This window comes from Frigoribacterium sp. AP1 (assembly GCF_056680555.1).
The window spans coordinates 2,275,089-2,296,015 of sequence record NZ_CM155288.1 but is presented as its reverse complement, the minus strand read 5'-3'; the positions used below and the strand labels follow the sequence as shown (position 1 = coordinate 2,296,015).

19 protein-coding genes and 1 riboswitch are annotated in these 20,927 nt (G+C 72.4%); of the genes, 9 read left to right on the top strand and 10 right to left on the bottom strand.

What is annotated here, in order from left to right:
- Nucleotides 1–137: 137 nt before the first annotated feature.
- The 4 genes from gcvP to AC1MBW_RS10970 all read right to left on the bottom strand — a co-directional run bounded on the left by gcvP (nt 138) and on the right by AC1MBW_RS10970 (nt 5,675).
- Entirely contained in the window at nt 138–3,065 is a 2,928-nt protein-coding gene (gene gcvP, locus AC1MBW_RS10985; protein WP_480024495.1) for an aminomethyl-transferring glycine dehydrogenase, read from the bottom strand.
- Complete coding sequence (gene gcvH, locus AC1MBW_RS10980; RefSeq protein ID WP_043595477.1) at nt 3,062–3,439, bottom strand: glycine cleavage system protein GcvH; 378 nt, start codon at nt 3,437–3,439, stop codon at nt 3,062–3,064. Before gcvH ends, gcvP begins: the two co-directional genes overlap by 4 nt.
- A gap of 27 nt (nt 3,440–3,466) precedes the next feature.
- The gene (gcvT, locus tag AC1MBW_RS10975) at nt 3,467–4,597 is read right to left on the bottom strand and encodes a glycine cleavage system aminomethyltransferase GcvT (RefSeq protein WP_480026104.1); all 1,131 of its coding nucleotides are present in this window, start codon (nt 4,595–4,597) and stop codon (nt 3,467–3,469) included.
- Between the two features lie 375 nt (nt 4,598–4,972).
- Nucleotides 4,973–5,076, bottom strand: a riboswitch (glycine riboswitch).
- A gap of 146 nt (nt 5,077–5,222) precedes the next feature.
- Nucleotides 5,223–5,675 carry an SseB family protein gene (locus tag AC1MBW_RS10970; RefSeq protein WP_054144917.1) on the bottom strand — a complete coding sequence of 151 codons (453 nt, stop codon included), beginning with the start codon at nt 5,673–5,675 and terminating at the stop codon, nt 5,223–5,225.
- A 118-nt stretch (nt 5,676–5,793) separates the two neighbouring features.
- On the opposite strand from AC1MBW_RS10970, the gene AC1MBW_RS10965 reads away from it, so the two are divergent.
- Nucleotides 5,794–6,282 (top strand): hypothetical protein, encoded by a 489-nt coding sequence (locus tag AC1MBW_RS10965; RefSeq protein WP_480024494.1) that lies wholly within the window; start codon nt 5,794–5,796, stop codon nt 6,280–6,282.
- 25 nt (nt 6,283–6,307) lie between these two features.
- Here AC1MBW_RS10965 and AC1MBW_RS10960 read toward each other — a convergent pair whose 3' ends face one another.
- Entirely contained in the window at nt 6,308–7,150 is an 843-nt protein-coding gene (locus AC1MBW_RS10960) for a putative protein N(5)-glutamine methyltransferase (protein ID WP_480024493.1), read from the bottom strand.
- Nucleotides 7,151–7,206: 56 nt separating this feature from the next.
- On the opposite strand from AC1MBW_RS10960, the gene AC1MBW_RS10955 reads away from it, so the two are divergent.
- The 7 genes from AC1MBW_RS10955 (at nt 7,207) to AC1MBW_RS10925 (ending at nt 13,425) form a co-directional block, all read left to right on the top strand.
- Nucleotides 7,207–7,689, top strand: coding sequence for an FBP domain-containing protein (locus AC1MBW_RS10955; RefSeq protein ID WP_480024492.1), 483 nt, complete (start codon nt 7,207–7,209; stop codon nt 7,687–7,689).
- Nucleotides 7,690–7,769: 80 nt separating this feature from the next.
- A complete protein-coding gene (locus AC1MBW_RS10950) occupies nt 7,770–8,081 on the top strand; it encodes an antibiotic biosynthesis monooxygenase family protein (RefSeq protein WP_054147586.1) in 312 nt (103 codons plus the stop codon).
- Nucleotides 8,082–8,239: 158 nt separating this feature from the next.
- A complete protein-coding gene (locus tag AC1MBW_RS10945) occupies nt 8,240–9,334 on the top strand; it encodes a LolA family protein (RefSeq protein WP_480024491.1) in 1,095 nt (364 codons plus the stop codon).
- 91 nt (nt 9,335–9,425) lie between these two features.
- Nucleotides 9,426–10,367 carry an ABC transporter ATP-binding protein gene (locus AC1MBW_RS10940; RefSeq protein WP_480026103.1) on the top strand — a complete coding sequence of 314 codons (942 nt, stop codon included), beginning with the start codon at nt 9,426–9,428 and terminating at the stop codon, nt 10,365–10,367.
- Complete coding sequence (locus AC1MBW_RS10935; RefSeq protein ID WP_480024490.1) at nt 10,354–11,238, top strand: ABC transporter permease; 885 nt, start codon at nt 10,354–10,356, stop codon at nt 11,236–11,238. Before AC1MBW_RS10940 ends, AC1MBW_RS10935 begins: the two co-directional genes overlap by 14 nt.
- A 44-nt stretch (nt 11,239–11,282) precedes the next feature.
- The gene (locus AC1MBW_RS10930; protein ID WP_480024489.1) at nt 11,283–12,836 is read left to right on the top strand and encodes a hypothetical protein; all 1,554 of its coding nucleotides are present in this window, start codon (nt 11,283–11,285) and stop codon (nt 12,834–12,836) included.
- A gap of 97 nt (nt 12,837–12,933) precedes the next feature.
- Nucleotides 12,934–13,425, top strand: coding sequence for a MarR family winged helix-turn-helix transcriptional regulator (locus AC1MBW_RS10925; RefSeq protein ID WP_054147589.1), 492 nt, complete (start codon nt 12,934–12,936; stop codon nt 13,423–13,425).
- 22 nt (nt 13,426–13,447) lie between these two features.
- Here the strand turns inward: AC1MBW_RS10925 and AC1MBW_RS10920 are convergent, their stop codons facing one another.
- From AC1MBW_RS10920 to AC1MBW_RS10900, 5 genes are all read right to left on the bottom strand, one after another.
- A complete protein-coding gene (locus AC1MBW_RS10920; RefSeq protein WP_480024488.1) occupies nt 13,448–14,134 on the bottom strand; it encodes an SDR family NAD(P)-dependent oxidoreductase in 687 nt (228 codons plus the stop codon).
- A gap of 83 nt (nt 14,135–14,217) precedes the next feature.
- Nucleotides 14,218–15,231: a LacI family DNA-binding transcriptional regulator gene (locus AC1MBW_RS10915; RefSeq protein ID WP_480024487.1), complete on the bottom strand. Its 1,014-nt coding sequence runs from the start codon at nt 15,229–15,231 to the stop codon at nt 14,218–14,220.
- A gap of 41 nt (nt 15,232–15,272) precedes the next feature.
- Nucleotides 15,273–16,229: a carbohydrate ABC transporter permease gene (locus tag AC1MBW_RS10910; protein WP_082383682.1), complete on the bottom strand. Its 957-nt coding sequence runs from the start codon at nt 16,227–16,229 to the stop codon at nt 15,273–15,275.
- A gap of 2 nt (nt 16,230–16,231) precedes the next feature.
- Nucleotides 16,232–17,101 carry a carbohydrate ABC transporter permease gene (locus AC1MBW_RS10905; protein ID WP_480026102.1) on the bottom strand — a complete coding sequence of 290 codons (870 nt, stop codon included), beginning with the start codon at nt 17,099–17,101 and terminating at the stop codon, nt 16,232–16,234.
- A gap of 248 nt (nt 17,102–17,349) precedes the next feature.
- The gene (locus AC1MBW_RS10900) at nt 17,350–18,657 is read right to left on the bottom strand and encodes an ABC transporter substrate-binding protein (protein WP_480024486.1); all 1,308 of its coding nucleotides are present in this window, start codon (nt 18,655–18,657) and stop codon (nt 17,350–17,352) included.
- Between the two features lie 194 nt (nt 18,658–18,851).
- Here AC1MBW_RS10900 and AC1MBW_RS10895 point away from each other — a divergent pair, with 194 nt between their 5' ends.
- Entirely contained in the window at nt 18,852–20,891 is a 2,040-nt protein-coding gene (locus AC1MBW_RS10895) for a beta-galactosidase (protein WP_480024485.1), read from the top strand.
- Nucleotides 20,892–20,927: the final 36 nt, after the last annotated feature.

The following is a 20,927-nucleotide window of genomic DNA, read 5'->3' as shown; positions in this document are numbered from 1 at the left end:
GTCGATCGGGACGGTCGCCGCTACGTGAACGCCCTCCGCGACACTCGGCGGCCGACGTCCGAGGGACCAAGAGGAAACCGCCACCGCCCGACGGGATCGGGCGGTGGCGGTTTCCCGTCCGTGGAGCGGGCCGTGGCCTAGGCGAACGCCTCGGCCGGCGGGCAGTTGCAGAACAGGTTGCGATCACCGTAGGCCTGGTCGATCCGGCGCACCGGCGGCCAGTACTTGCCGCGAACGAGCGAGCGGACCGGGTACACGGCCTCTTCGCGCCCGTACTCGGCGGTCCACTCGCCGACGACGACCGACTCGGCCGTGTGCGGCGCACCGCGCAACGGGCTCGACTCGGACGTGTACCGACCGGAGGCCACCTCGTCGGCCTCGCCCTTGATCGCGATCATGGCATCGACGAAGCGGTCGATCTCGGCCAGGTCCTCGCTCTCGGTCGGCTCGACCATGAGGGTGCCTGCCACGGGGAACGACATGGTCGGGGCATGGAAGCCGTAGTCGATGAGGCGCTTGGCCACGTCGTCGACGGTGACCCCGGTCGCGTCGCGCAACGGTCGCAGGTCGAGGATGCACTCGTGCGCCACGAGGCCGTTCTCACCCGCGTAGAGCACGGGGAAGTGCTCGCGCAGGCGGGCGGCGACGTAGTTGGCCGCCAGGACGGCCGCCCCGGTCGCCCGGGTGAGGCCCTCGGTGCCCATCATGCGCACGTACGCCCAGCTGATCGGCAGGATGCTCGGCGACCCGTACGGAGCGCTCGAGACCGGCACGCCGGCGTGTGCGAGGCGGTCGCCGTCGGCCGCGAGGGCAGCCCCCGTGCGGCGGTCGGCCTGCTGGGCCATCGGGTGGCCGGGCAGGAACGGTGCGAGGTGGGCCTTCGCCGCGACAGGACCCACGCCCGGACCACCGCCACCGTGCGGGATGCAGAAGGTCTTGTGCAGGTTGAGGTGCGAGACGTCGCCGCCGAAGTCGCCGAAGCGCGCCACCCCGAGCAGGGCGTTGAGGTTCGCCCCGTCCACGTAGACCTGGCCGCCGGCCGCGTGCACCGCATCGGTGAGGGCGACGATGTCGTGCTCGTACACGCCGTGCGTCGACGGGTAGGTGATCATCAGCGCCGCGAGCTGGGCCGCGTGCTGCTCGACCTTGGCCCGCAGATCGTCGAGGTCGACGTTGCCGCCCTCGTCGCAGGCGACCACGACCACGCGCATGCCCGCGAGCACCGCACTGGCCGCGTTGGTGCCGTGCGCGCTCTGCGGGATCAGGCAGACCGTGCGCTCGCCGTCGCCGTTCGACAGGTGGTAACCGCGGATGGCCAGCAGACCGGCCAGCTCGCCCTGGCTGCCGGCGTTGGGCTGCAGCGAGACGGTGTCGTAGCCCGTGACCTCGGCCAGCCACCCCTCGAGCTGGCCGATCAGCTCGAGGTAACCCGCCACGTCGTCGGCCGGTGCGAACGGGTGCACGCCGGCGAACTCGGGCCAGGTGACGGCGGCCATCTCGGTCGCCGCGTTGAGCTTCATCGTGCAACTGCCGAGCGGGATCATGCCGCGGTCGAGCGCGTAGTCCTTGTCGGCGAGGTGCTTGAGGTAGCGCATCATGCTGGTCTCGCTGCGATGGGTGCGGAAGACCGGGTGCGTGAGGTAGTCGCTCGTCCGCAGCAGCGCCTCCTGCAGGCCCGAGGGGGCCGCGCCGTCGAGCAGGTCGACGCCGAGCACCTCGGCGACGACGCGGACGTCGTCCCGCGTGGTCGTCTCGTCGAACGAGAAGCGGACGCAGTCGCCGTCGACGGCGTGCAGCAGGTAACCACGGTCGTGGGCTGCGGCGACGATCTCGGTCGCCCGCCCCGGGACGAACACCTGGAGGGTGTCGAAGAACGAGTCGTTCTCGAGCTCGAGTTCGCTGGCCCCGATCGCGGCCGCCAGGTCGGAGGCGTGGCCGTGCACGCGCGCCGCGATGTGCCGCAGCCCCCAGGGGCCGTGGTAGACCGCGTACATCGACGCCATCACGGCGAGCAGCACCTGCGCGGTGCAGATGTTGGACGTGGCCTTCTCACGGCGGATGTGCTGCTCGCGGGTCTGCAGGCTGAGGCGGTAGGCGGGCTGGCCGACCGCGTCTTGGGAGACCCCGACCAGGCGACCGGGCAGCTGACGCTCGAGGCCGGTGCGGACGGCCATGTAGCCCGCGTGCGGACCGCCGAAGCCCATGGGGACGCCGAACCGCTGGCTGGTGCCGACGGCGACGTCGGCCCCGAACTCGCCGGGTGCCTCGATCAGCGTGAGCGCGAGCAGGTCGGCGGCGACGACGGCCAGGCCGCCGTGGGCGTGGGCCGCCTCGACGACGGCGCGGGGGCTCCAGACGGAGCCCGACGCCGAGGGGTACTGCACGAAGAGACCGAACGACTCGGGCAGCTCGGCGGGGTCGAGCACCGAGAGGTCGAGCTCGACGAGCTCGATGCCGACGGCCTCGGCGCGGCCGGCGAGCAGGGCCTTGGTCTGCGGGAAGGTGTCGCTGTCGACGACGAAGACGTCGGTCTTCACCTTCGACGCACGACGGGCCAGCAACATGCCCTCGACGACGGCCGTGCCCTCGTCGAGCATCGACGCGTTCGCGGTCGTGAGCCCGGTCAGCTCGGCCACCATCGTCTGGAAGTTGATGAGGGCCTCGAGTCGACCCTGCGAGATCTCGGGCTGGTACGGCGTGTACGCGGTGTACCAGCTGGGGTTCTCGAGCACGTTGCGCTGGATGACGGCCGGGGTGACGGTGTCGTAGTACCCGAGACCGAGGAGGCTGCGCGAGACGCGGTTGCGCCCCGCGAGGGCCCGCAACTCGGCGAGCGCCTCTTCTTCGCCGATCGGCTCGGGCAGCACGCTGCCCTCGACGGCCGCGGCGTGGATCGCGTCGGGCACGGCGGCCGCGACGAGCGACTCGACGCTGTCGTGCCCCACGGCGGCGAGCATGGTCGCCTGGTCGCCCGGCGTGGTGCCGACGTGGCGGTCGACGAAGCCGGTGGCGACCTGGTCGGACCAGCCGCCGAAGACGGACCCGCCCGTCTGCTCGGCGCTCATTCGGCGGTCAGCGCGACGTACTCGTCGCGTGAGAGCAGGCCCTGCCCGTCGGTCGACGACAGGGTGATCTTGATGAGCCAGCCCTCGCCGAACGGGTCGCTGTTGACGAGGTCGGGGCTGTCGACGACGGCCTGGTTGGCCTCGAGCACCGTGCCGAGCGCGGGGGCGAACAGCTCGCCGACCGACTTGGTCGACTCGATCTCGCCGACGACCGTGCCGGTCTCGACCTCGGTGCCCTCGGCGGGCAGGTCGACGTAGACGACGTCGCCCAGCTTGTCGGCGGCGTAGTCGGTGATGCCCACGGTGGCGGTGTCGCCGTCGATCAGGAGCCACTCGTGCTCGGCGGTGTACTTCAGTGCGGTGAGATCGGTCATGGCCGGTCCTTTCGAGGGAGGGGGTGCCTAGGAGCGCTTGTAGAAGGGCAGCGGGACGACGGTGGCGGCGACGGCGGTGCCGCGGACGTCGACGGCCAGCGCGGGACCGCGGTCGACGACGTCGGGGTCGACGTAGGCCATGGCCACCGGGTGGCCGAGGGTGGGCGACAACGCGCCGCTCGTGACCTCGCCGACGACGGTGCCGTCGTCCGTGACGACGGGGTACCCCGCCCGCGCGGCCCGACGCCCGGTGAGCGTCAGCCCGACGAGGACGCGGGCGCCGGCGGCGGGTTCGACGTTCGAGCGCCCGACGAAGTCCTTCGCGGTGTCGACGACCCGGCCGAGCCCTGCCTGGTCGGGACGCACGTCGAGGCCGAGCTCGTGGCCGTAGAGCGGCATGCCCGCCTCGAGACGGAGCGTGTCGCGGCTGGCCAGCCCCGCGGGGACGAGCCCCCGGGGTCCGCCGGCTTCGGCGATCGCGGCCCACAGCGACGGGGCGGTCTCGGGGTCGACGTACAGCTCGAAGCCGTCCTCGCCGGTGTACCCGGTGCGCGCGATCAGCACGGGGGCGTCGTCGAAGGTGGCCTGCAGCACGCGGTAGTACCGCAGCGTCGACAGCGGGGCGTCGGGCTGGAGGCGGTCGGCCGTGACGAGTTCGTCGAGCACGCCCTCGCTCTCGGGCCCCTGGACCGCGATCAGCGCGGTGTCGTCGCTCTCGTCGTCGACCGTGACGTCGAATCCGGAGGCGCGGGTCGCGAGGGCCGCGAAGGCCGCCTCGCGGTTTCCCGCGTTGGCCACCACGAGGTAGTCGTGCTCGTCGAGGCGGTAGACGACGAGGTCGTCGACGATCCCGCCCTCGGCGGCGAGCAGGAGCGAGTACTTCGCCCGCCCGACGGCGATGGTCGAGAGGGTGCCGGCCAGGGCGTGGTCGAGGAAGGCCCCGGCCTCGGGCCCGACGACGGCGATCTCGGCCATGTGCGAGAGGTCGAAGAGCCCGGCGGCGGTGCGGACGGCGTGGTGCTCGGCGAGGTCGGAGTCGTAGCGGACCGGCATCTGCCACCCCGCGAAGTCGGTGAAGACGGCGCCGGCGGCGACGTGGACCTCGTGCAACGGGCTGTGGCGCTCGTCGGGCTCGTCGGGTTCGTCGGAACCGCTCAGGTCGTGGGCGTCGCCCGGCCCCGTGGCGATGCCCTCGGTGCCGTCGTCGGACAGGACGACGTCGCCGTCGAGCGCGGCGGACGCCTCGGCACCGCGGAGGTCGTCGTCGTCGGGCCCGGGGGCGGCGGGAAGGTTCGAGGCTGCGTCGGACATCGGTGCTCCTGAGAGGGACGGACCGGCCGCCAGGTGTCTCGGCCGGGAACGGTGCCGTGCGGATGGGGCACGACGGGGCAGCCCTGTCCGGCGGTCCGCCGATCGGGGCTCCCCCTCTGTCATGGGCCTGAGAGCTTCACCGGCCGGGGCCGGTTTTCACCGTGGGCGAGGACCGGCGAGGGGTCTGTCGACCGCCTCGCGCCTCCTGCTTTTCAGAGTGGCCAGTCCGTCGCGGTACGCGTACCTGAGAGATTGGCGGGGAGCTTGCTCCTTCGGTGCCCGGTCGGCGCAGTCTCTGCGCACCGGAGCTCTCCCGCGACGTGTTCGTGGCCCGATGTTCGATTGTGGCGTCAGCCTAGCGTCGTCGTGTGACGCGCAGGTTTCGGGTGTGCACGCGATTCCTGACGCCCGGACGACGAACGACGCCCCGACCGGGTGTGGTCGGGGCGTCATGGGGTCGTCGTGGCCTGGGTCAGACGGCGCGCGAGGGCTGCCCCGGCTCGGGCGACCCGGCGGCCTCGTGCTCGGCGACGAGCTTGCGGACGTCGTCCGCCAGCTGGGCGACGCCCTCGGGCAGCATCTCGAAGCCCTCGCGGTTGCCCGGGTTGACGACGAGGCCGGTCTCGGCCGGGATGGCCTGCACGAGTTCAGCCGCCGGGAGGGTCGCCGAGAACTCGGCCACGCCCTTGACCTGCTCGCCGATCATGTCGACGTGGGTGAAGGCGGCGAGCATCGGCACGCCCTCGCGGTCGAAGAGCACGGGCTGCAGGTCGTTCAGCGACTCCTGCGCGTCGGTGGCCGTGGCGACGACGACCTGGGCGTTGACGAACTCGGCGAGCACGCTGTTCATGTCGCCCTCACCCGCCTGGCCCTTGCTGATGGCCTGTTCGAGTGCGGTCTTTTCGCGGTTGTCCGTGTCGGTCATCCGACCAGCCTGCCGGGCGAACCTCCGTGTCGGCTCAGCGTCCCGCGTGGTGAGCGGCCCCGCTGGTCGCTACCCTGTGCAGCACCCCGCCGTGTCGCACCCACCTCGAGGAGCCCTCGTGCCCCGCAGCCCCCGCCTCTGCCTGCCCCCCCGCTCCGTCGCGCCGGCCCTGGCCACCGCGGGCCTCGCCCTCGTGCTGCTCGTGTCCGGGTGCGCCGGCGGTGACCCGGCCTCGTCGCCGAACCCGACGAGCACCGCGTCGGTGACGCCCACGCCGACGGCCTCGGACGACGCGACGGCGCTGCCCGACGCCACCGCGCTGCCGACGACCGAGCCGCCCGCTCCCTCCACGGCCCAGGCCCAGGAGGCGCCCCCCGCGTGGCACGCGTGCGTCACGGCGATCGGCCAGGAGTACCCCGACCTGCCGTACCTGGACGACGTCTGGGCGTACGAAGCCGACGACGTGCGCGACAGCGACGTCGGCGCGGTGGCCACGGTCACCATGGGTCACCTGGCCGACGGCCGGCCGGCCACCGTGTGGACCTGCCGGATCTCGGGCACCCCCGAGTCCCCCGTCGTCGACTTCGTCTTGCCTGCCGACCTCTGACCCGCGGTCGCCGCCGCTCGTCCGGCTAGGGCGCGACGGCGACGACGACCGTGCCGTCGATCTCGTCGTCGCGGACGACCCGGGCCCGGAGGCCCGCGGCGACCAGCGCCTCCTGCGTGTCGGCGGCCTGACGCTCGCTCGTCTCGAGGACGAGGGTGCCGCCGGGCGCCAGCCAGTCGCCGACCTCGGCGGCGATCCGCCGGTGGAGGTCGAGCCCGTCGGCCCCGCCGTCGAGGGCGAGCGGCGACTCGTGGAGTCGCGCCTCGGGAGGCATGGACGGGATCGCGTCGGTCGGCACGTACGGTGCGTTCGCCGCGATCACCCGGAACCGACCGCGCAACGACACCGGCAGGCCGTCGAACAGGTCTCCCCGGACGACCGTCCCCCGCTCGTCGAGGTTGTGACGGGCGCAGTGGACGGCCGCCGGGTCGAGGTCGGTGGCCCAGAGGTCGACACCGGGGTGCTCGGCGGCGAGCACGGTCGCGACGGCGGCGGCACCGCAGCAGAGCTCGAGCACGGCGAGGGGACGAGTCGCGCGACGGTCGCGCGCGACCGCGGCTGCGAGCACCGCCTCGGCAATTCCTGCCTCGGCGAGCGCCGCCTCGGCCTGCCGCAGGACCAGTTCGGTCCGGCGGCGGGGCACGAAGACACCCGGCTCGACGACGATCCGTCGCCCGGCGAAGGCCGCCCAGCCGAGGACCTGCTCGAGGGGTCGTCCCGCGACGCGCTCGGCGACCATCGACTCGAGCGCGTCGTCGTCGTCGGCCCCGTCGAGCAGCAACCGCGCCTCGTCCTCGGCGAAGACGCAGCCCGCCGCCCTCAGGCGTCGGGTGACGATCCGCTCGCGGTCGGCCTCGGGGATCGTCACGCGCCCACGCTAGACCGACGCGTAGGCTGACGAGACCCGACGGCACGAGGGAGAACATGAAGCCGCTGACCGAGAACGACATCCGCGAGTCGTTCGTCAACGCCCTGCCGGGCGACCTCGACCGCCTGCCGATCCCCGGACTGCACGAGATGCTCTGGGAGGACCGCGAGTTCCTGGGCTGGCGCGACCCCCAGGCCCACCACCGGGGCTACATGGTCCACTGGATGGACGACCGGCCGGTCGGTCTCGTCGTCCGCTCGTCGAGCAGTTCGCTGCGCCCCGGCATCGCCGCCATGTGCTCGCTCTGCCACTCGCCGCAGCCGGCCACGCAGGTGCGCCTCTTCACCGCCCCCAAGGCCGGCGAGGCCGGGCTGAACGGCAACACGCTCGGCACCTACATCTGCGAGGACCTCGCCTGCTCGCTGCTGATCCGGGTCGCTCCCCCGCACCTCAACCCGCCCGAGCAGATCGCCCGCCGTTCGGCCGGCCTCGCCGAGCGGGTGCAGGGCTTCACGGCCAACGTCATGAAGACCGCCTGACGCGCGGCCGTCCCGCAGACCGTCACCGCACCTCCCGCCGTCCCCTCCCGCCCCCAGCCCCTCCACCGAAAGGCACCGTCGTGTCCGTCGTCAAGATCAACGCCATCCACGTCCCCGAAGGCTCGGGCGCCGAGCTCGAGAAGCGCTTCGCCGCGCGCAAGCACTCGGTCGACGGGGCGGAGGGGTTCGAGGGATTCCAGCTGCTGCGTCCCGTCAAGGGCGACGACCGCTACTTCGTGGTGACGACCTGGCGCAGCGAAGAGGACTTCGCGGCCTGGTCGGCCGACGGCGCGAAGGCCGCCCACGCCCGCCCCGCCGGGTCGGGCGAGGCCCCGCGCGGCCCCGTCGCGACCGGTGCCGACCTGCTCGAGTTCGAGGTCGTCGAGCTCTGACCGGAGTGGTCGCGACGACGCGCGCACCCGCGCCCGGCGAGGCTCGTTCGACGTCGAGCGACCGGTGCCGAGGATGACAGCGATCTCCAGGCTTCGCGCGTAGTCTCCTGCCCAATCGCCGACCCGCTCGGGGCCCGGCGTGAGAGGTCGCGATCGTCATGAAGAAGTCCACCCGCTGGGCCACCGCCGCCGCCGTCCCCGTGGCCGTCATCGCCGCGAGCATCGTGGTCCCCGCCGTCTCGGCCACGGCCGACGTCGACCTGCCCGACAAGACCCCGCAGCAGGTGCTGGCCCTCGCCGCCTCGAGCTCGGGGGCGTCCTACTCGGGCACGATCGAGCAGACCTCCGACCTCGGGCTGCCCGACGTGTCGCCCCAGGCCACGGGCGGCGGGTCGTCGTCGGACGCCGCCGGCGCCCTCGACCTGTTGACCGGCAGCCACACCGCGAAGGTCTACGCCGACGGCGCCACGAAGCAGAGGGTGCAGGTCATCGACGACCTCGCCGAGCGCAACGTGATCCGCAACGGGTCGAGCGTGTGGGCGTACGACTCGAAGACGAAGGACGCGACGCACGCGACGCTGCCCGACCAGGGGGCCACCGAGAAGCCGAGCGCCCTGCCCGACGGAACCTCCGTGCCGCAGACCCCGGCCGAGCTGGCCGATCTCGTCCTGTCGTCGGTCGAGCCCACGACGACCGTCACGGCCGATTCCGACGTCAGGGTGGCCGGACGGGACGCGTACCAGGTCGTCCTGACCCCGAAGGACTCCTCGACGCTCGTCGCGAGCGCGACCCTCGCCGTCGACGCCGAGACCGGCATCCCGCTCAAGGTCGTCGTCGCCGCGAAGGGGCAGAGCGACCCGGCCCTGTCGGCCGGGTTCACCTCGGTCGATTTCGGTGCCCCTGCGGCGTCCGTCTTCGCGTTCACTCCGCCGGCGGACGCGACCGTGACCGACGTGACCGTGCCGACCGGCGCCTCCGGACGGTCGGACGGCGACGCGGCGCCCGCCGAGAAGACCGTCATCGGCTCCGGCTGGAGCACGATCGTCGGGGTCACCCCGGCAGCGGGGTCGACCGACGGCACCTCGTCGGCCGACGCCGACATCACGGGGTTGCTCGACCAGCTGACGACGAAGGTCGACGGGGGTCGCGTGCTCGAGACCTCGCTGGTCTCGGTCCTGCTCACCGACGACGGCCGGGTCTTCGCCGGGGCGGTCGACGCCTCGACGCTGCAGGCCGCCGTCGCCCGTCAGTGATCTCCGGCCGGTGAGCCACGACACCGCCACCGTCCGGGCGTCGACCGACGACGATGCGTCCCGAGGGGCGTTCGCCGTCGAGACGACCGGTCTGACGAAGCAGTTCGGACGCCAGCGCGCCGTCGACGGCGTCGACCTCGCGGTGCCGCACGGCAGCGTCTACGGGTTCCTCGGCCCGAACGGCTCGGGCAAGACCAGCACGATCCGCATGCTGCTGGGGCTCACCTCGGCGTCGAGCGGTGTCATCCGGGTGCTCGGAGGGTCGATGCCCGACGACCTGCGCCGCGTCCTGCCGCGCGTCGGCGCCCTGGTCGAGGGTCCGGCGTTCTACCCGTTCCTGTCCGGCCGGGCGAACCTGCACCGCCTCGACTCGGGCGACCGCTCGGCCCCGGCCGCGACGCGCCGTGCCCGTGTCGACGCCGCCCTCGACCGCGTCGGGCTCGGACACGCGGCCTCGAAGAAGGCCCACGCGTACTCGCTCGGCATGAAGCAGCGCCTCGGCATCGCGAACGCCCTGCTCATGCCGCGGGACCTGCTGGTGCTCGACGAGCCCAGCAACGGCCTCGACCCGCAGGGCACGCGCGAGGTCCGCACGCTCATCCGCTCCCTCGCCGACGAGGGCACGACCGTCTTCGTCTCGAGCCACCTGCTCAGCGAGGTCGAGCAGATGTGCACGCACATCGGCGTGATGAGCGCCGGCCGGCTGCTCACCCAGGGCACGCTCGACGACCTGCGAGCACTCGGCACGCACCGGGTCCGCCTGCTCACGCCCGACCCGGACGCCGCCCGCGACGTCCTCGTCCGCCTGGGGCTCACCCCGGAGGCGCGGGCCCGGCCGGACGCGACGCCCGCGACCGCAGGCGGTTCGGTGAGCGTGGAGGCCGAGCTCGCCGTCGAGGGGCTCTCGCCCGAGTCGATCGTGGTCGCCCTCGTCGCCGCGGACGTTCGCGTGCGCGGGTTCGAGGTGGCCGGAGCCAGCCTCGAGGACCGCTTCGTCGACCTGACCGGCGAGGGCTTCGATGTCGCCGGCTGACCCCCGCGGCGGGCGTCCCGACGACGTCCTCCCCGCCGACCGCCCGCGGGGCGGGTTGGGTCTCGCCCTGCTGGGGAGCGAACTGGCGGTGCTCTTCCGCCGCGTCCGGACGATCGCGCTGCTCGCCGCGCTGGCCCTGATCCCGGTGCTGCTCGCCGTCGCCGTCCGGGTCACGTCGTCCGACGGCGACGGTGGTCGCGGACCGGCCTTCCTCGGCGACATCACGCAGAACGGCCTCTTCGTCTCGCTCACCGCCCTGGCGGTGGCGATCCCGCTCTTCCTGCCGCTGACCGTGGGGGTCGTCGCCGGCGACACGATCGCGGGCGAGGCGAGCCTGGGCACCCTGCGCTACCTGCTGGTGACCCCGGTGGGCCGGGTGCGCCTCCTGCTCGTCAAGTACGCGGCCGCTGCCGCGTTCTGCCTCGCCGCCACGCTCGTCGTGGTCGTCTTCGGGGCGATCGCCGGTGCCGCGTTGTTCCCGGTCGGGCCGGTCACCCTGCTCTCGGGGCAGACGATCGGCCTGGGCGACTACGCGCTGAGGCTGCTGCTCATGGCGCTGTACGTGACGATGTCGCTGCTCGGCCTGACCGCCATCGGCCTGTTCGCCTCGACGCTGACGAGCGTGCCGGTCGGTGCCATGGCCGCCACGATCGTGCTCTCGACCGTCGCGCAGATCGTCGATGCGCTACCGCAACTGGACGTCCTGGACCCCTGGCTGTTCACGCACCACTGGCTGGGCTTCGCCGACCTGATTCGCGACCCGGTCTCGTGGGACTCGTTCGGCGCCAACGCCCTGCTGCAGGCCGGCTACGTCGTGGTCTTCGGTGCCCTGGCGCTCGGCCGGTTCACCACCAAGGACGTCCTGAGCTGACCCGTCGGCGCGCCGGTGTCGGCGGTCGCGGTTACCGTGGATCGGTGTTTTCCCGTCCCCGCCGCTCCCTGATCCCCGCCACCCCGACCCACCTGACCGTGGCGACGACGCTCGCCGCCGTGGCCCTGTTCGCCGCGGCCGGCTGCACGTCGACCTCGGTCGACGACGCCGACGGGCGCACGGCCCTCGTCACCCACCAGCAGGAGGCGCGGGTCACCGTGGTCGGCGCCGCCACCGCCCCCGAGAGGGCCGTCGAAGCCAGCCGGGCGATGTTCGCCTCGAGTCCGGTGGCGGTCGTCGCCCCGGACGGGGACGAGGCAGGCCAGGCGGAGGCGGCAGACGAGGCGGTACGACTCGGGGTGCCGATGCTGCTCGCCCCGGCCGGGACGTCGACCGGGTCGCCGTCCGGCGGCCCGTCGACCGGGCCCTCCGTCCTGGTGGCCGAGCTCGACCGGCTCGGCGTCGAGACGGTGCTGGCGGTGGGCGACGTGGGAGCGATCGACGGGGCGCGCGTCGAGGTGGCGACCAGCGCCTCCTCGGTCGACGTGCCCGACGCGGCGACGCCCCTCGACGACGTCCTCGCCGTCGTGGCGGGGGCCGACGACGTCGCGGCCACGGCCACCGCGAGGGGAGCGGGTGCCGAGGTGCAGACCCTGCCCGACGGTGTCGTCGACCTGCAGGCCTCCGGTGAGGCGATCGAGGCACTGCACGCCTCGACGACGACCGACACGGTGTTGATCGGCTCCTCGTTCTCGACCGTGCGCGACCCCGGGTGGTCGGTCGCGGCGGCCCGGTCCGGTGCGCAGCTGCCCGGCGGAGGGCAGCGTTTCTTCCCCGACCGGCGGTTCGTGGCGCTCTACGGGGCGCCGGGCACGGGGGCGCTCGGGGTGCTCGGCGAGCAGGACGTCGCCGCGACCGTGCAGCGGGCCGCCGACGTCGCGGCGAGCTACGACGCGGCGAGCGACCGGCCCGTCGTGCCGATGCTCGAGGTCATCGCGACCGTCGCCGCCGGTGCCGCGGGGGACGACGGCGACTACTCGAACGAGCTGTCGGTCGCGAGCATCGAGCCCTACGTCGACGCGGCCTCCGCCGCCGGCCAGTACGTGGTGATCGACCTGCAGCCCGGGCGCGCCGACTTCCTGAGCCAGGCGAAGCGCTACGAGTCGCTGCTGTCGCGGCCGAACGTCGGGTTGGCCCTCGACCCCGAATGGCGCCTCGAGGCCGACCAGGTGCCGCTGCGACAGATCGGCGGCGTCGAGGCGGGCGAGGTGAACGCCGTGTCGACCTGGCTGGCCGACCTCGTGGCGTCGAAGGGCCTGCCGCCGAAGATGTTCGTCCTGCACCAGTTCCGGCTCGACATGCTGCGCGATCGGGCGTCGATCGACACGTCCCGGCCCGAGCTGGCCACGCTGATCCACGCCGACGGCCAGGGCTCGCAGCCCGACAAGCAGGCCACCTGGCGCACGCTGCACGACGGTGCTCCGGCCGGGGTCGCCTGGGGCTGGAAGAACTTCTTCGACGAGGACGCCCCGATGCTCTCGCCCGAGCAGACGATGGCCGACGTGTCGCCGACGCCCGACCTGGTGACGTACCAGTAGCGCGTCGTCGAGGTCGACCCGGCGACCCGTGCGGACGATTCACCGGCAGGTGGACGAAGATGAGGAGTCCGAAACCGACCGATGGGAACGCAGCACCGTGGCCACGAACGACGAAGTCGACCTGATCATCGACGCCTGGGCCCGCGAGCGCCCCGACATCGACTTCGCACCCCTCGACGTCTTCTCGCGCCTCCGCCGCCTGTCGCGACGCCTCGACCGCATCCGCAGCGAGGCGTTCGCCCACGCGGGCCTCGAGATCTGGGAGTTCGACGTGCTCTCGGCCCTGCGTCGGGCCGGCGACCCCTTCCAGCTCAGCCCGAAGCACCTCGTCACGGCCACCATGGTCACGAGTGGCACGATGACCAACCGCCTCGACCGTCTCGTCGAGCGCGGACTCGTCGAACGTCGCGGCGACCCGAGCGACGGCCGCGGCGTGCTGGTCCGGGTGACCGAGGACGGCATCGCTCGGGTCGACGCCGCCATGCTCAGCCTCGTCGACGCCGAGAGCGCCCGGCTGCACTCGTTGTCACCCGCCCAGCAGGCCCAGCTGGCCGACCTGCTGCGCCTGGTCGGCGACGAGTTCAGCTGACCCGCGTCGAGCCGCCCAGGGCTCAGCTCGAGAAGGCCGAGCCGGGCAGGTCCTTCTCGCCGTCGACGATCGCCCGCACGATGCGCTCGGCCACGGCGTCCGGGTCGAGGGCCGCGCCGAACGCCGGGGCCTGCCCCGCCACGGCCCGGGTCGCGAGTCCGGTGTCGGTGTGCCCCGGGCGCGCGTCGAGCACGCGGATGCCGTCGCGCCGGTACTCCCGTCCGGCGGCCGACACGAAGGCCGCCAGGGCCGCCTTGGACGCCGAGTAAGCGGCCATCCCGACGGTCGGCGCCTCGGACACGACGCCGCTGATGGTCACGACGAACGGCTTCCGGCCGGCCGCGGCGGACCGTGCGAGCGCCGTGTGGGCGTCGCGCAGCAACCGGATCGGCCCGAGCGCGTTGGTCGCGACGAGCTCGTCGAGGGTGTCGTCGTCGAGGTCCTTCGCCGCTCCGAAGGCGACGACGCCCGCGGCGACCACGACGCCGTCGAGGCGTCCGTGTTCGTCGAGGGCCGAACGGACCAGCGCCGCGCCTCCTGACGGGTCGCGCAGGTCGGCGAGGTAGGCGCCGGGCCCCGACAGCGAGTCCGGGCCTCGCGCGGCGCGCACGACGACGGCACCCTCGTCCTCGAGCATCGCGGCGACTCGCACGCCGAGTCCGCCGGACGCGCCGGCCACGAGCACCACGGCTCCGTCGAGATCGGTCATGTCGCCGACCCTACGCGCGCCGGCCGTGACGTCGGGCGCGACGTCGCCGGGAGAGGAGGGCACCGCAGGAGGCGCGGGTCGCGTCAGGTGGACGCGCGCACCACCAGCTCGGTCGGCAGCGTCATCGCGGCGGGCTTCTCGCCGTCGATCACCTGCAGCAGCAGGCGCACCATCTCGTTGCTGATGCGGTCGAACGGTTGACGCATGGTCGTCAGCGCCGGTGTCGTCTCGGTCGCGACGCGGGAGTCGTCGAACCCGGCCACGGCGACGTCCTCGGGCACCCGACGACCGGCGGCCCGCAGGGCGTCGATCGCCCCGGCTGCCATGCGGTCGTTGCCCGCGAACACGGCGTCGACGTCGGGGTGGTCGGCGAGCAGCGACACCATCGCGACGCGACCGCTCTCACGGCCGTAGTCGCCGTGGCGCACGAGCGACTCGTCGAGGTCGTCGCCCAGTTCGGCGCGGTAGCCCTCGAGCCGGGTGATGCCGCCGGGAGTGTCGGCGGGGCCGGTGATCGTGGCGATGCGGCGACGCCCGAGACCGCGGAGGTGGGCCACCATCTCACGGGCGCCCTCACGGTCGTCGGCGGCAACCCAGCCCATCTTCTTCTCGTGCCCGAGCGGGATGCCACAGGCGATCGCCGGCACGCCCGACTCGACGACGTCGGTCAGCAGGCGGCCGCCGCTGTGTGCCGAGACGAGCAGGACTCCGTCGACGTGGCCGGCGCCGATGTACGCCAGCGCCCGTTGCTGCTCGGCCGGCGACCCGGCCATGATCAGCACGAGCGAGACGTCGCGGTCGGCGAGGGCCGCGGCGGCCCCGCGCAGCAGGATCGAGAAGTTGGGGTCCTCGAAGAGCTGCTGGTGGTCCTCGGTGAGCAGGAAGGCGACCGAGCCGGTGCGGTTCGTCGCCAGGCTGCGCGCGTGCGGGTTGACGCGGTACCCGGTGGCCTTGATGGCCGCCTCGACGGCGGTCTTCGCCTCGGGACTGACCCAGCGACCGCCGTTGAGCGCCCGCGAGACGGTGCCCCGCGAGACGCCCGCCGCCGTCGCGACGTCGTCGATGGTCGGTCGTCCCCGACCCGTCGCGCTGCTCACGCGGCCAGCATAGGGTGCCGCCGGCGCCGGGCCCGCCGGCACTACTTGACCGCGCCGGCGGCGAGGTCGACCTTCCAGAAGCGCTGCAGCACCAGGAAGATGGCGATCAGCGGGATGACCGACAGCAGCGCCCCGGTGATGACGAGCGTGTAGAGCGCCGGCGCCGACGCACCCTGGTTGAGCAGGCCGTTGAGGCCGACCGTCAACGGGAACAGCGAGTCGTCGCCGAGCATGATGTACGGCAGCATGAAGTTGTTCCAGATGGCGACGAACTGGAACAGGAAGATCGTCACGAGCCCCGGCAGCAGCATCGGGACCGCGATGCGGCCGAAGATGCCCATCTCACGGGCACCTTCGGTGCGGGCGGCCTCGATCACGTCGGTCGGCACGGCGGCCGCGGCGTAGATGCGGGCGAGGTAGATGCCGTACGGGCTGATGATCTGTGGCAGCAGCACGCCCCAGAACGTGTTGGTCAGGCCGACGTTCGCCAGCAGGAAGTACTGCGGGATCGCCAGGATCACGCCGGGCACGAGCACGCCCATCAGCAACACGTTGAAGACGACCTTCTTGCCCGGGAACTCGAACTTCGCGAGCACGTAGCCCGAGAGCGCCGAGACGAACGTCGACGCGATCGCACCGATGCCGGCGTAGAGGGCCGTGTTGAGCATCCAGCGCCAGAAGAGGCCGTCACGGTACTGCGTCAGGGCGACGACGTTGTCGAGCAGGTGACCGCTCGGCGCCAGGGTGAAGGTCGAGAAGAGCTCGCCGCCGTCCTTGGTCGAGGCCATGACGACCCAGAGCACCGGGAACAGGCAGTAGACGGCGCCGATCAGCAGCAGCACCGTCGAGACGACGCTCGGCCGTTCGGCGTGCAGGCGCGGGGCGGCCGGGTCGCGCGGCACCTTGCCCGAGGGTCGCCGGCCCGTCGAGGAGGCGCGGGTCGGGTCGGGCACCGGGGCCGCCGCGTCGCGGGAACCGTCGAGGTCGATCGTGGTCATGGTCAGTCCTCCTGGCCGAACGCGCGCTTCTGGACGACCCGGAGGAAGAAGAAGCTGACGATGAAGGTGGCGAGCGCGATGACGACCGAGGTCGCCGCCGCCGAGTAGATGTCGTCGCGGGTGAACGCGTCGCGGTAGACGAGCATGAGCGGCGACCAGCTGGTCGACAGGCTGTTCGTGAGCGGGCGCAGGGTGGTCGGCTCGGCGAACACCTGCAGGGTGGCCACCATCGAGAAGAGTGCGGTCATGACGAGCGCGGGAGCCACCATCGGGATCTTGATGCGCAGCGCGATCTCCACCTCGCTGGCACCGTCGAGGCGGGCGGCCTCGTAGACGTCGGTCGGCACGGCCTTGAGCGAGGTGTAGATGACGATCATGTTGAAGCCGACGCCGCCCCACAGGGCGATGTTGGCGATCGCGAACAGGACGGTGCCCGAGCCGAGCACGCCGTCGACGTCCCAGCCCAGCCGGTCGAACACGTAGTAGAAGGGGCTCACGGCGGGCAGGTACAAGAAGCCCCAGAGCAGCGAACTGATCACGGCGGGCACCGCGTAGGGCAGGAAGATCGACACACGCGAGAACGCCGTGGCCCGGGTGCGCTTCGAGTCGAGCAGCAGGGCGAAGAGCAGCGCGAGGCCGAGCATGCACGGGATCAGCACGACGCCGTAGAGCAGGACGCGCCCGACACTGGCGGCGAACTCGGGGTCGGTGAGCGAACCGACGTAGTTCTCGAAGCCGGCGAACACCTGGCTGTCCCCGCCCGAGCCGAGCCCGAGGCCGACGACCTGCTTCTTCTGGAAGCTGAGGAACAGCGTGTAGACGATGGGCGCCGCCATGAACAGCACGAAGAGCACGATGCCGGGGGCGAGCATCGCGTAGGGCGTCAGCACCCGGGTGCGGAAGCTTCCGTTGCCCTTGCGCGTCGCGGGCCGGGGCGCCTCGCGACCGGACGACGACGGCGGAGGGCCGGCGCCGTCGGTGCGGGGGCTGAGAGGGGTGAGGGTGTCGGCCATGCCGGGTCCTTGGGTCGAGACGGGTGTGACGGGGAAGACGAACGTGACGGGGAAGACGGGTGTGACGACGGCGGGTGGGGCGGTTTTCGCCGCCCCACCCGGTGTCGCTACTCGACCGAGAAGCCGCTCTTGGTCAGGTCGTCGACGGTGATCTCCTGCATGGCCGTGACCGCGTCCTCGAACGCCGCCTGCGTCTTCGCGTCGGCCGCCTTGGCGAACTCGTCGTTGTACGCGCTGAAGGCGACGTTGACGTTGGGGCCGTAGGTGAACGGGTTCACCGACTCGGACGCCTCGGCAGCGATGTCGTAGAAGTCGTCCTGCTGGCTGAAGAACTCGGGGCTCGTCGTCAGGGCGTCGGCCGCCGCGTCGGTCGCCGCCGGGTAGACGCCGGCGATGTCGGCGAGGGCCGCGACCGCCGTGGGGTCGGTGTTGAGCCAGGTCGCGAACTCGACCGCCGCCTCCTTGTGCTCGGACTGCGTCGTGACGGCCGTCGTCGAGCCACCCCAGTTGCCGTCCGCGGGCTTCGAGGCGTCCCACTGCGGCAGCGGGGCCGCGGTCCACTTGCCGGCGGTGTCGGGGGCGTTGCCGCCCAGCACGCCGGGGGCCCAGACCGAGCTGATCCAGCCGACCTGGCTGCCGTCGTTCAGTCCGGCGTTCCACTCGGGCGTGTACATCGGCTTGTTGTCGACGGCACCGCTCTCGACGAGCCCGCCCCAGTACGAGGCGACCTTCTCCGTCGGGCCGCCTTCGATGTCGACGCCCCAGCTGTCGCCGTCGATCGACCACCACGAGGCGCCGGCCTGCTGCGCGAGGCCGGCGAACCAGCCGGCGTCGTTGGCCGAGAAGGTGCCGAGGTACTTCGTCGGGTCGGCGGCGTGCAGCTTCGTGGCCACGTCGGCGTACTCGTCCCACGTGGTCGGGACGCTCAGGCCGTACTGGTCGAGGATGTCGGTGCGGTAGTAGGCCATCATCGGGCCGGAGTCCTGCGGGATGGCGTAGACGCCGTCGCCGCCGAGGGTCACCGACGACCAGGTGCCCTCCGAGAAGTCGCCCTCGAGGTCGGCGGCACCCTGGTCCGAGATGTCGGCGAGCGCGTCCGACGACACGAGCGTCGGGATCTTCTGGTACTCGGCCTGGATCAGGTCCGGAGCACCGCTGCCGGCCTTGATGGCCGTGAGCAGCTTGGTGATGGCCGGGTCGCCGCCGTCCTGCTTGTTCACGGTGACCTGGATGTCGGGGTTGTCCTGGTTCCAGAGGTCGACGACCTTGTCGAGGTTCGGGGCCCAGGCCCAGTAGCTGAGCTCGACGGGGCCGTCGTCGGCCGCGCCTCCCCCGGCACCGGAGCACCCGGCGGTGAGCAGTAGGGCGGCGGTCGCGACCGTGGCGACACCGAGACGGCGGAATGAGCTGCGCATTCGTCCTCCTTGAGGAAAGCAAGAGCTGTGGTGGGGCGGGACAGCGCGGACTTCGGAGAACCACGTCGCTGTGCCTGTGAGCGGTTACAGTTACGCACAGCGCTTTTGGCTTGTCAACACCGATGCGGACCCTTCCGGCAGTCGATACCGGTGTGTTACAACTGGGAGCGCACACAGTCAAAGGAGATCACCGCATGTCACTCGAGCTCGACGCCCGGCCCACGCCCCAGGCCACCACGACCTGGTTGCCCGGCCGCGCCGACCTGCGCTACGGCGGGGACTACAACCCCGAGCAGTGGCCGCGCGAGGTCTGGCTCGAGGACATCGCCCTGATGAAGCAGGCGGGCGTCAACCTGGTCAGCGTCGGCATCTTCTCGTGGGCACTGCTCGAGCCCCGCGAGGGCGAGTACGACTTCGGCTTCCTCGACGACATCCTCGGCCTGCTGCACGACGCCGACATCGACGTCGACCTGGCCACCCCGACGACCGTCCCCCCGGCCTGGTTCTGGAAGGCCTACCCCGACTCCCACCCGGTCACTCGTGACGGCGTCACCCTCGGCCGCGGCTCCCGCGGCATGGTCAGCCCGAGCAGCCCCGACTACCGTCGCGCGGCCCTCGCGATCACCGAGCGGCTGGCCGAGCGCTACGCGAACCACCCCGCGGTGGTGCTCTGGCACGTCCACAACGAGTACGGCGCCCCGATCAGCGAGGACTACGGCCCCCACTCGGTGCTCGCCTTCCGCACCTGGCTCGAGGAGAAGTACGTCACCCTCGACGCGCTCAACGAGGCCTGGGGCACCCGGTTCTGGGGCCAGACCTACGGCGAGTGGGACGAGATCGACGTGCCGCGCACCTCGGCCACGGTCGTCAACCAGACCTCGCGCCTCGACTTCGCCCGGTTCACCTCGGACGCCCTGCTGGCCTGCTTCACGGCCGAACGCGACGCGATCAAGCGACACGCACCGCACCTCCCGGTCACGACGAACTTCATGGCCACCAACTGCCCGTCGATCGACTACTGGAAGTGGGCCCGCGAGGTCGACGTGGTGGCGAACGACCACTACCTCGTGGCCGAACGCCGCGACAACCACGTGCTGCTCGCCATGGATGCCGACCTCACCCGGTCGCTCGCCGGTGGTGCGCCCTGGATGCTCATGGAGCACTCGACCTCGGCCGTCAACTGGCAGCCCCGCAACATCGCCAAGCGCCCCGGTGAGCTCGCCCGCAACGCCGCGAGCCACCTCGCGCGTGGCGCCGACGCGATCCTGTTCTTCCAGTTCCGGGCGTCACGGTACGGCGCCGAGAAATTCCACTCCGCGATGCTGCCGCACGCCGGCACCGCGACCCGCACCTGGCGCGAGGTCGTCGACTTCGGCGCCGACCTGGGTCGCCTCGCGGCCGTCCGCGGCAGCCGGGTGGAGGCGCGGGTCGCGATCCTCTGGGACGTCGAGTCGTTCTGGGCCCACGACCTCGAGTGGCGCCCGTCGGTCGAGCTCCAGCACCGCGAGCGCGTCGTCGCCTGGTATTCAGCCCTCTGGCACCTCGGCGTGACGGTGGACTTTCGTCACCCGCACGACGACCTGTCGGGCTACGACCTCGTGCTCGCCCCGTCGCTGTACCTGGCCGACCGGCACACCACCGACGCCCTCGGCGCGTTCGTCCGCGGGGGCGGCACCTTCGTCGCGTCGTACTTCTCGGGCGTCGTCGACGAGAACGACACCGTCCACGTCGGCGGAGCACCCGGTGCTCTGCGCGAGGTGCTCGGTCTCTCGGTGCCGGAGTTCCTGCCCCTGTACGCCGACCAGGTCGTCACGCTCGACAACGGCACGACCGGCACCGGCTGGTCCGACGACATCGTCCTCGAAGGCGCCGTGGCGGTCGCGAGCTACGTCGACGGCCCGGCGGCGGGAGGTCCGGCGGTCACCCGCCACGAGCACGGCGACGGGTCGGCCTGGTACGTCTCGACGCGCACGACGGGGGCCGACCTCGAGGGGCTCGTCCGGTCGGTGCTCGACGACGCCGGCGTGCCGCTGCCGGTCGAGCAGCCCGACGGGCTCGAGGTCGTCGTGCGCCACGGCGACGACGCCGACTTCACCTTCCTGGTCAACCACGCCGAGGCCGCGACCGACGTCGTGGTCGGTCGGGGCACCGAGCTGATCACCGGCGACGCCGTCGACGGCCGCGTCGTCGTGCCCGCCGGGGCGGTCCGCGTCGTGAGCCGCCCGCGCGGCTGAGCCGCGACGCGAGGCGACCGCAGGAGGCGCGGTGCC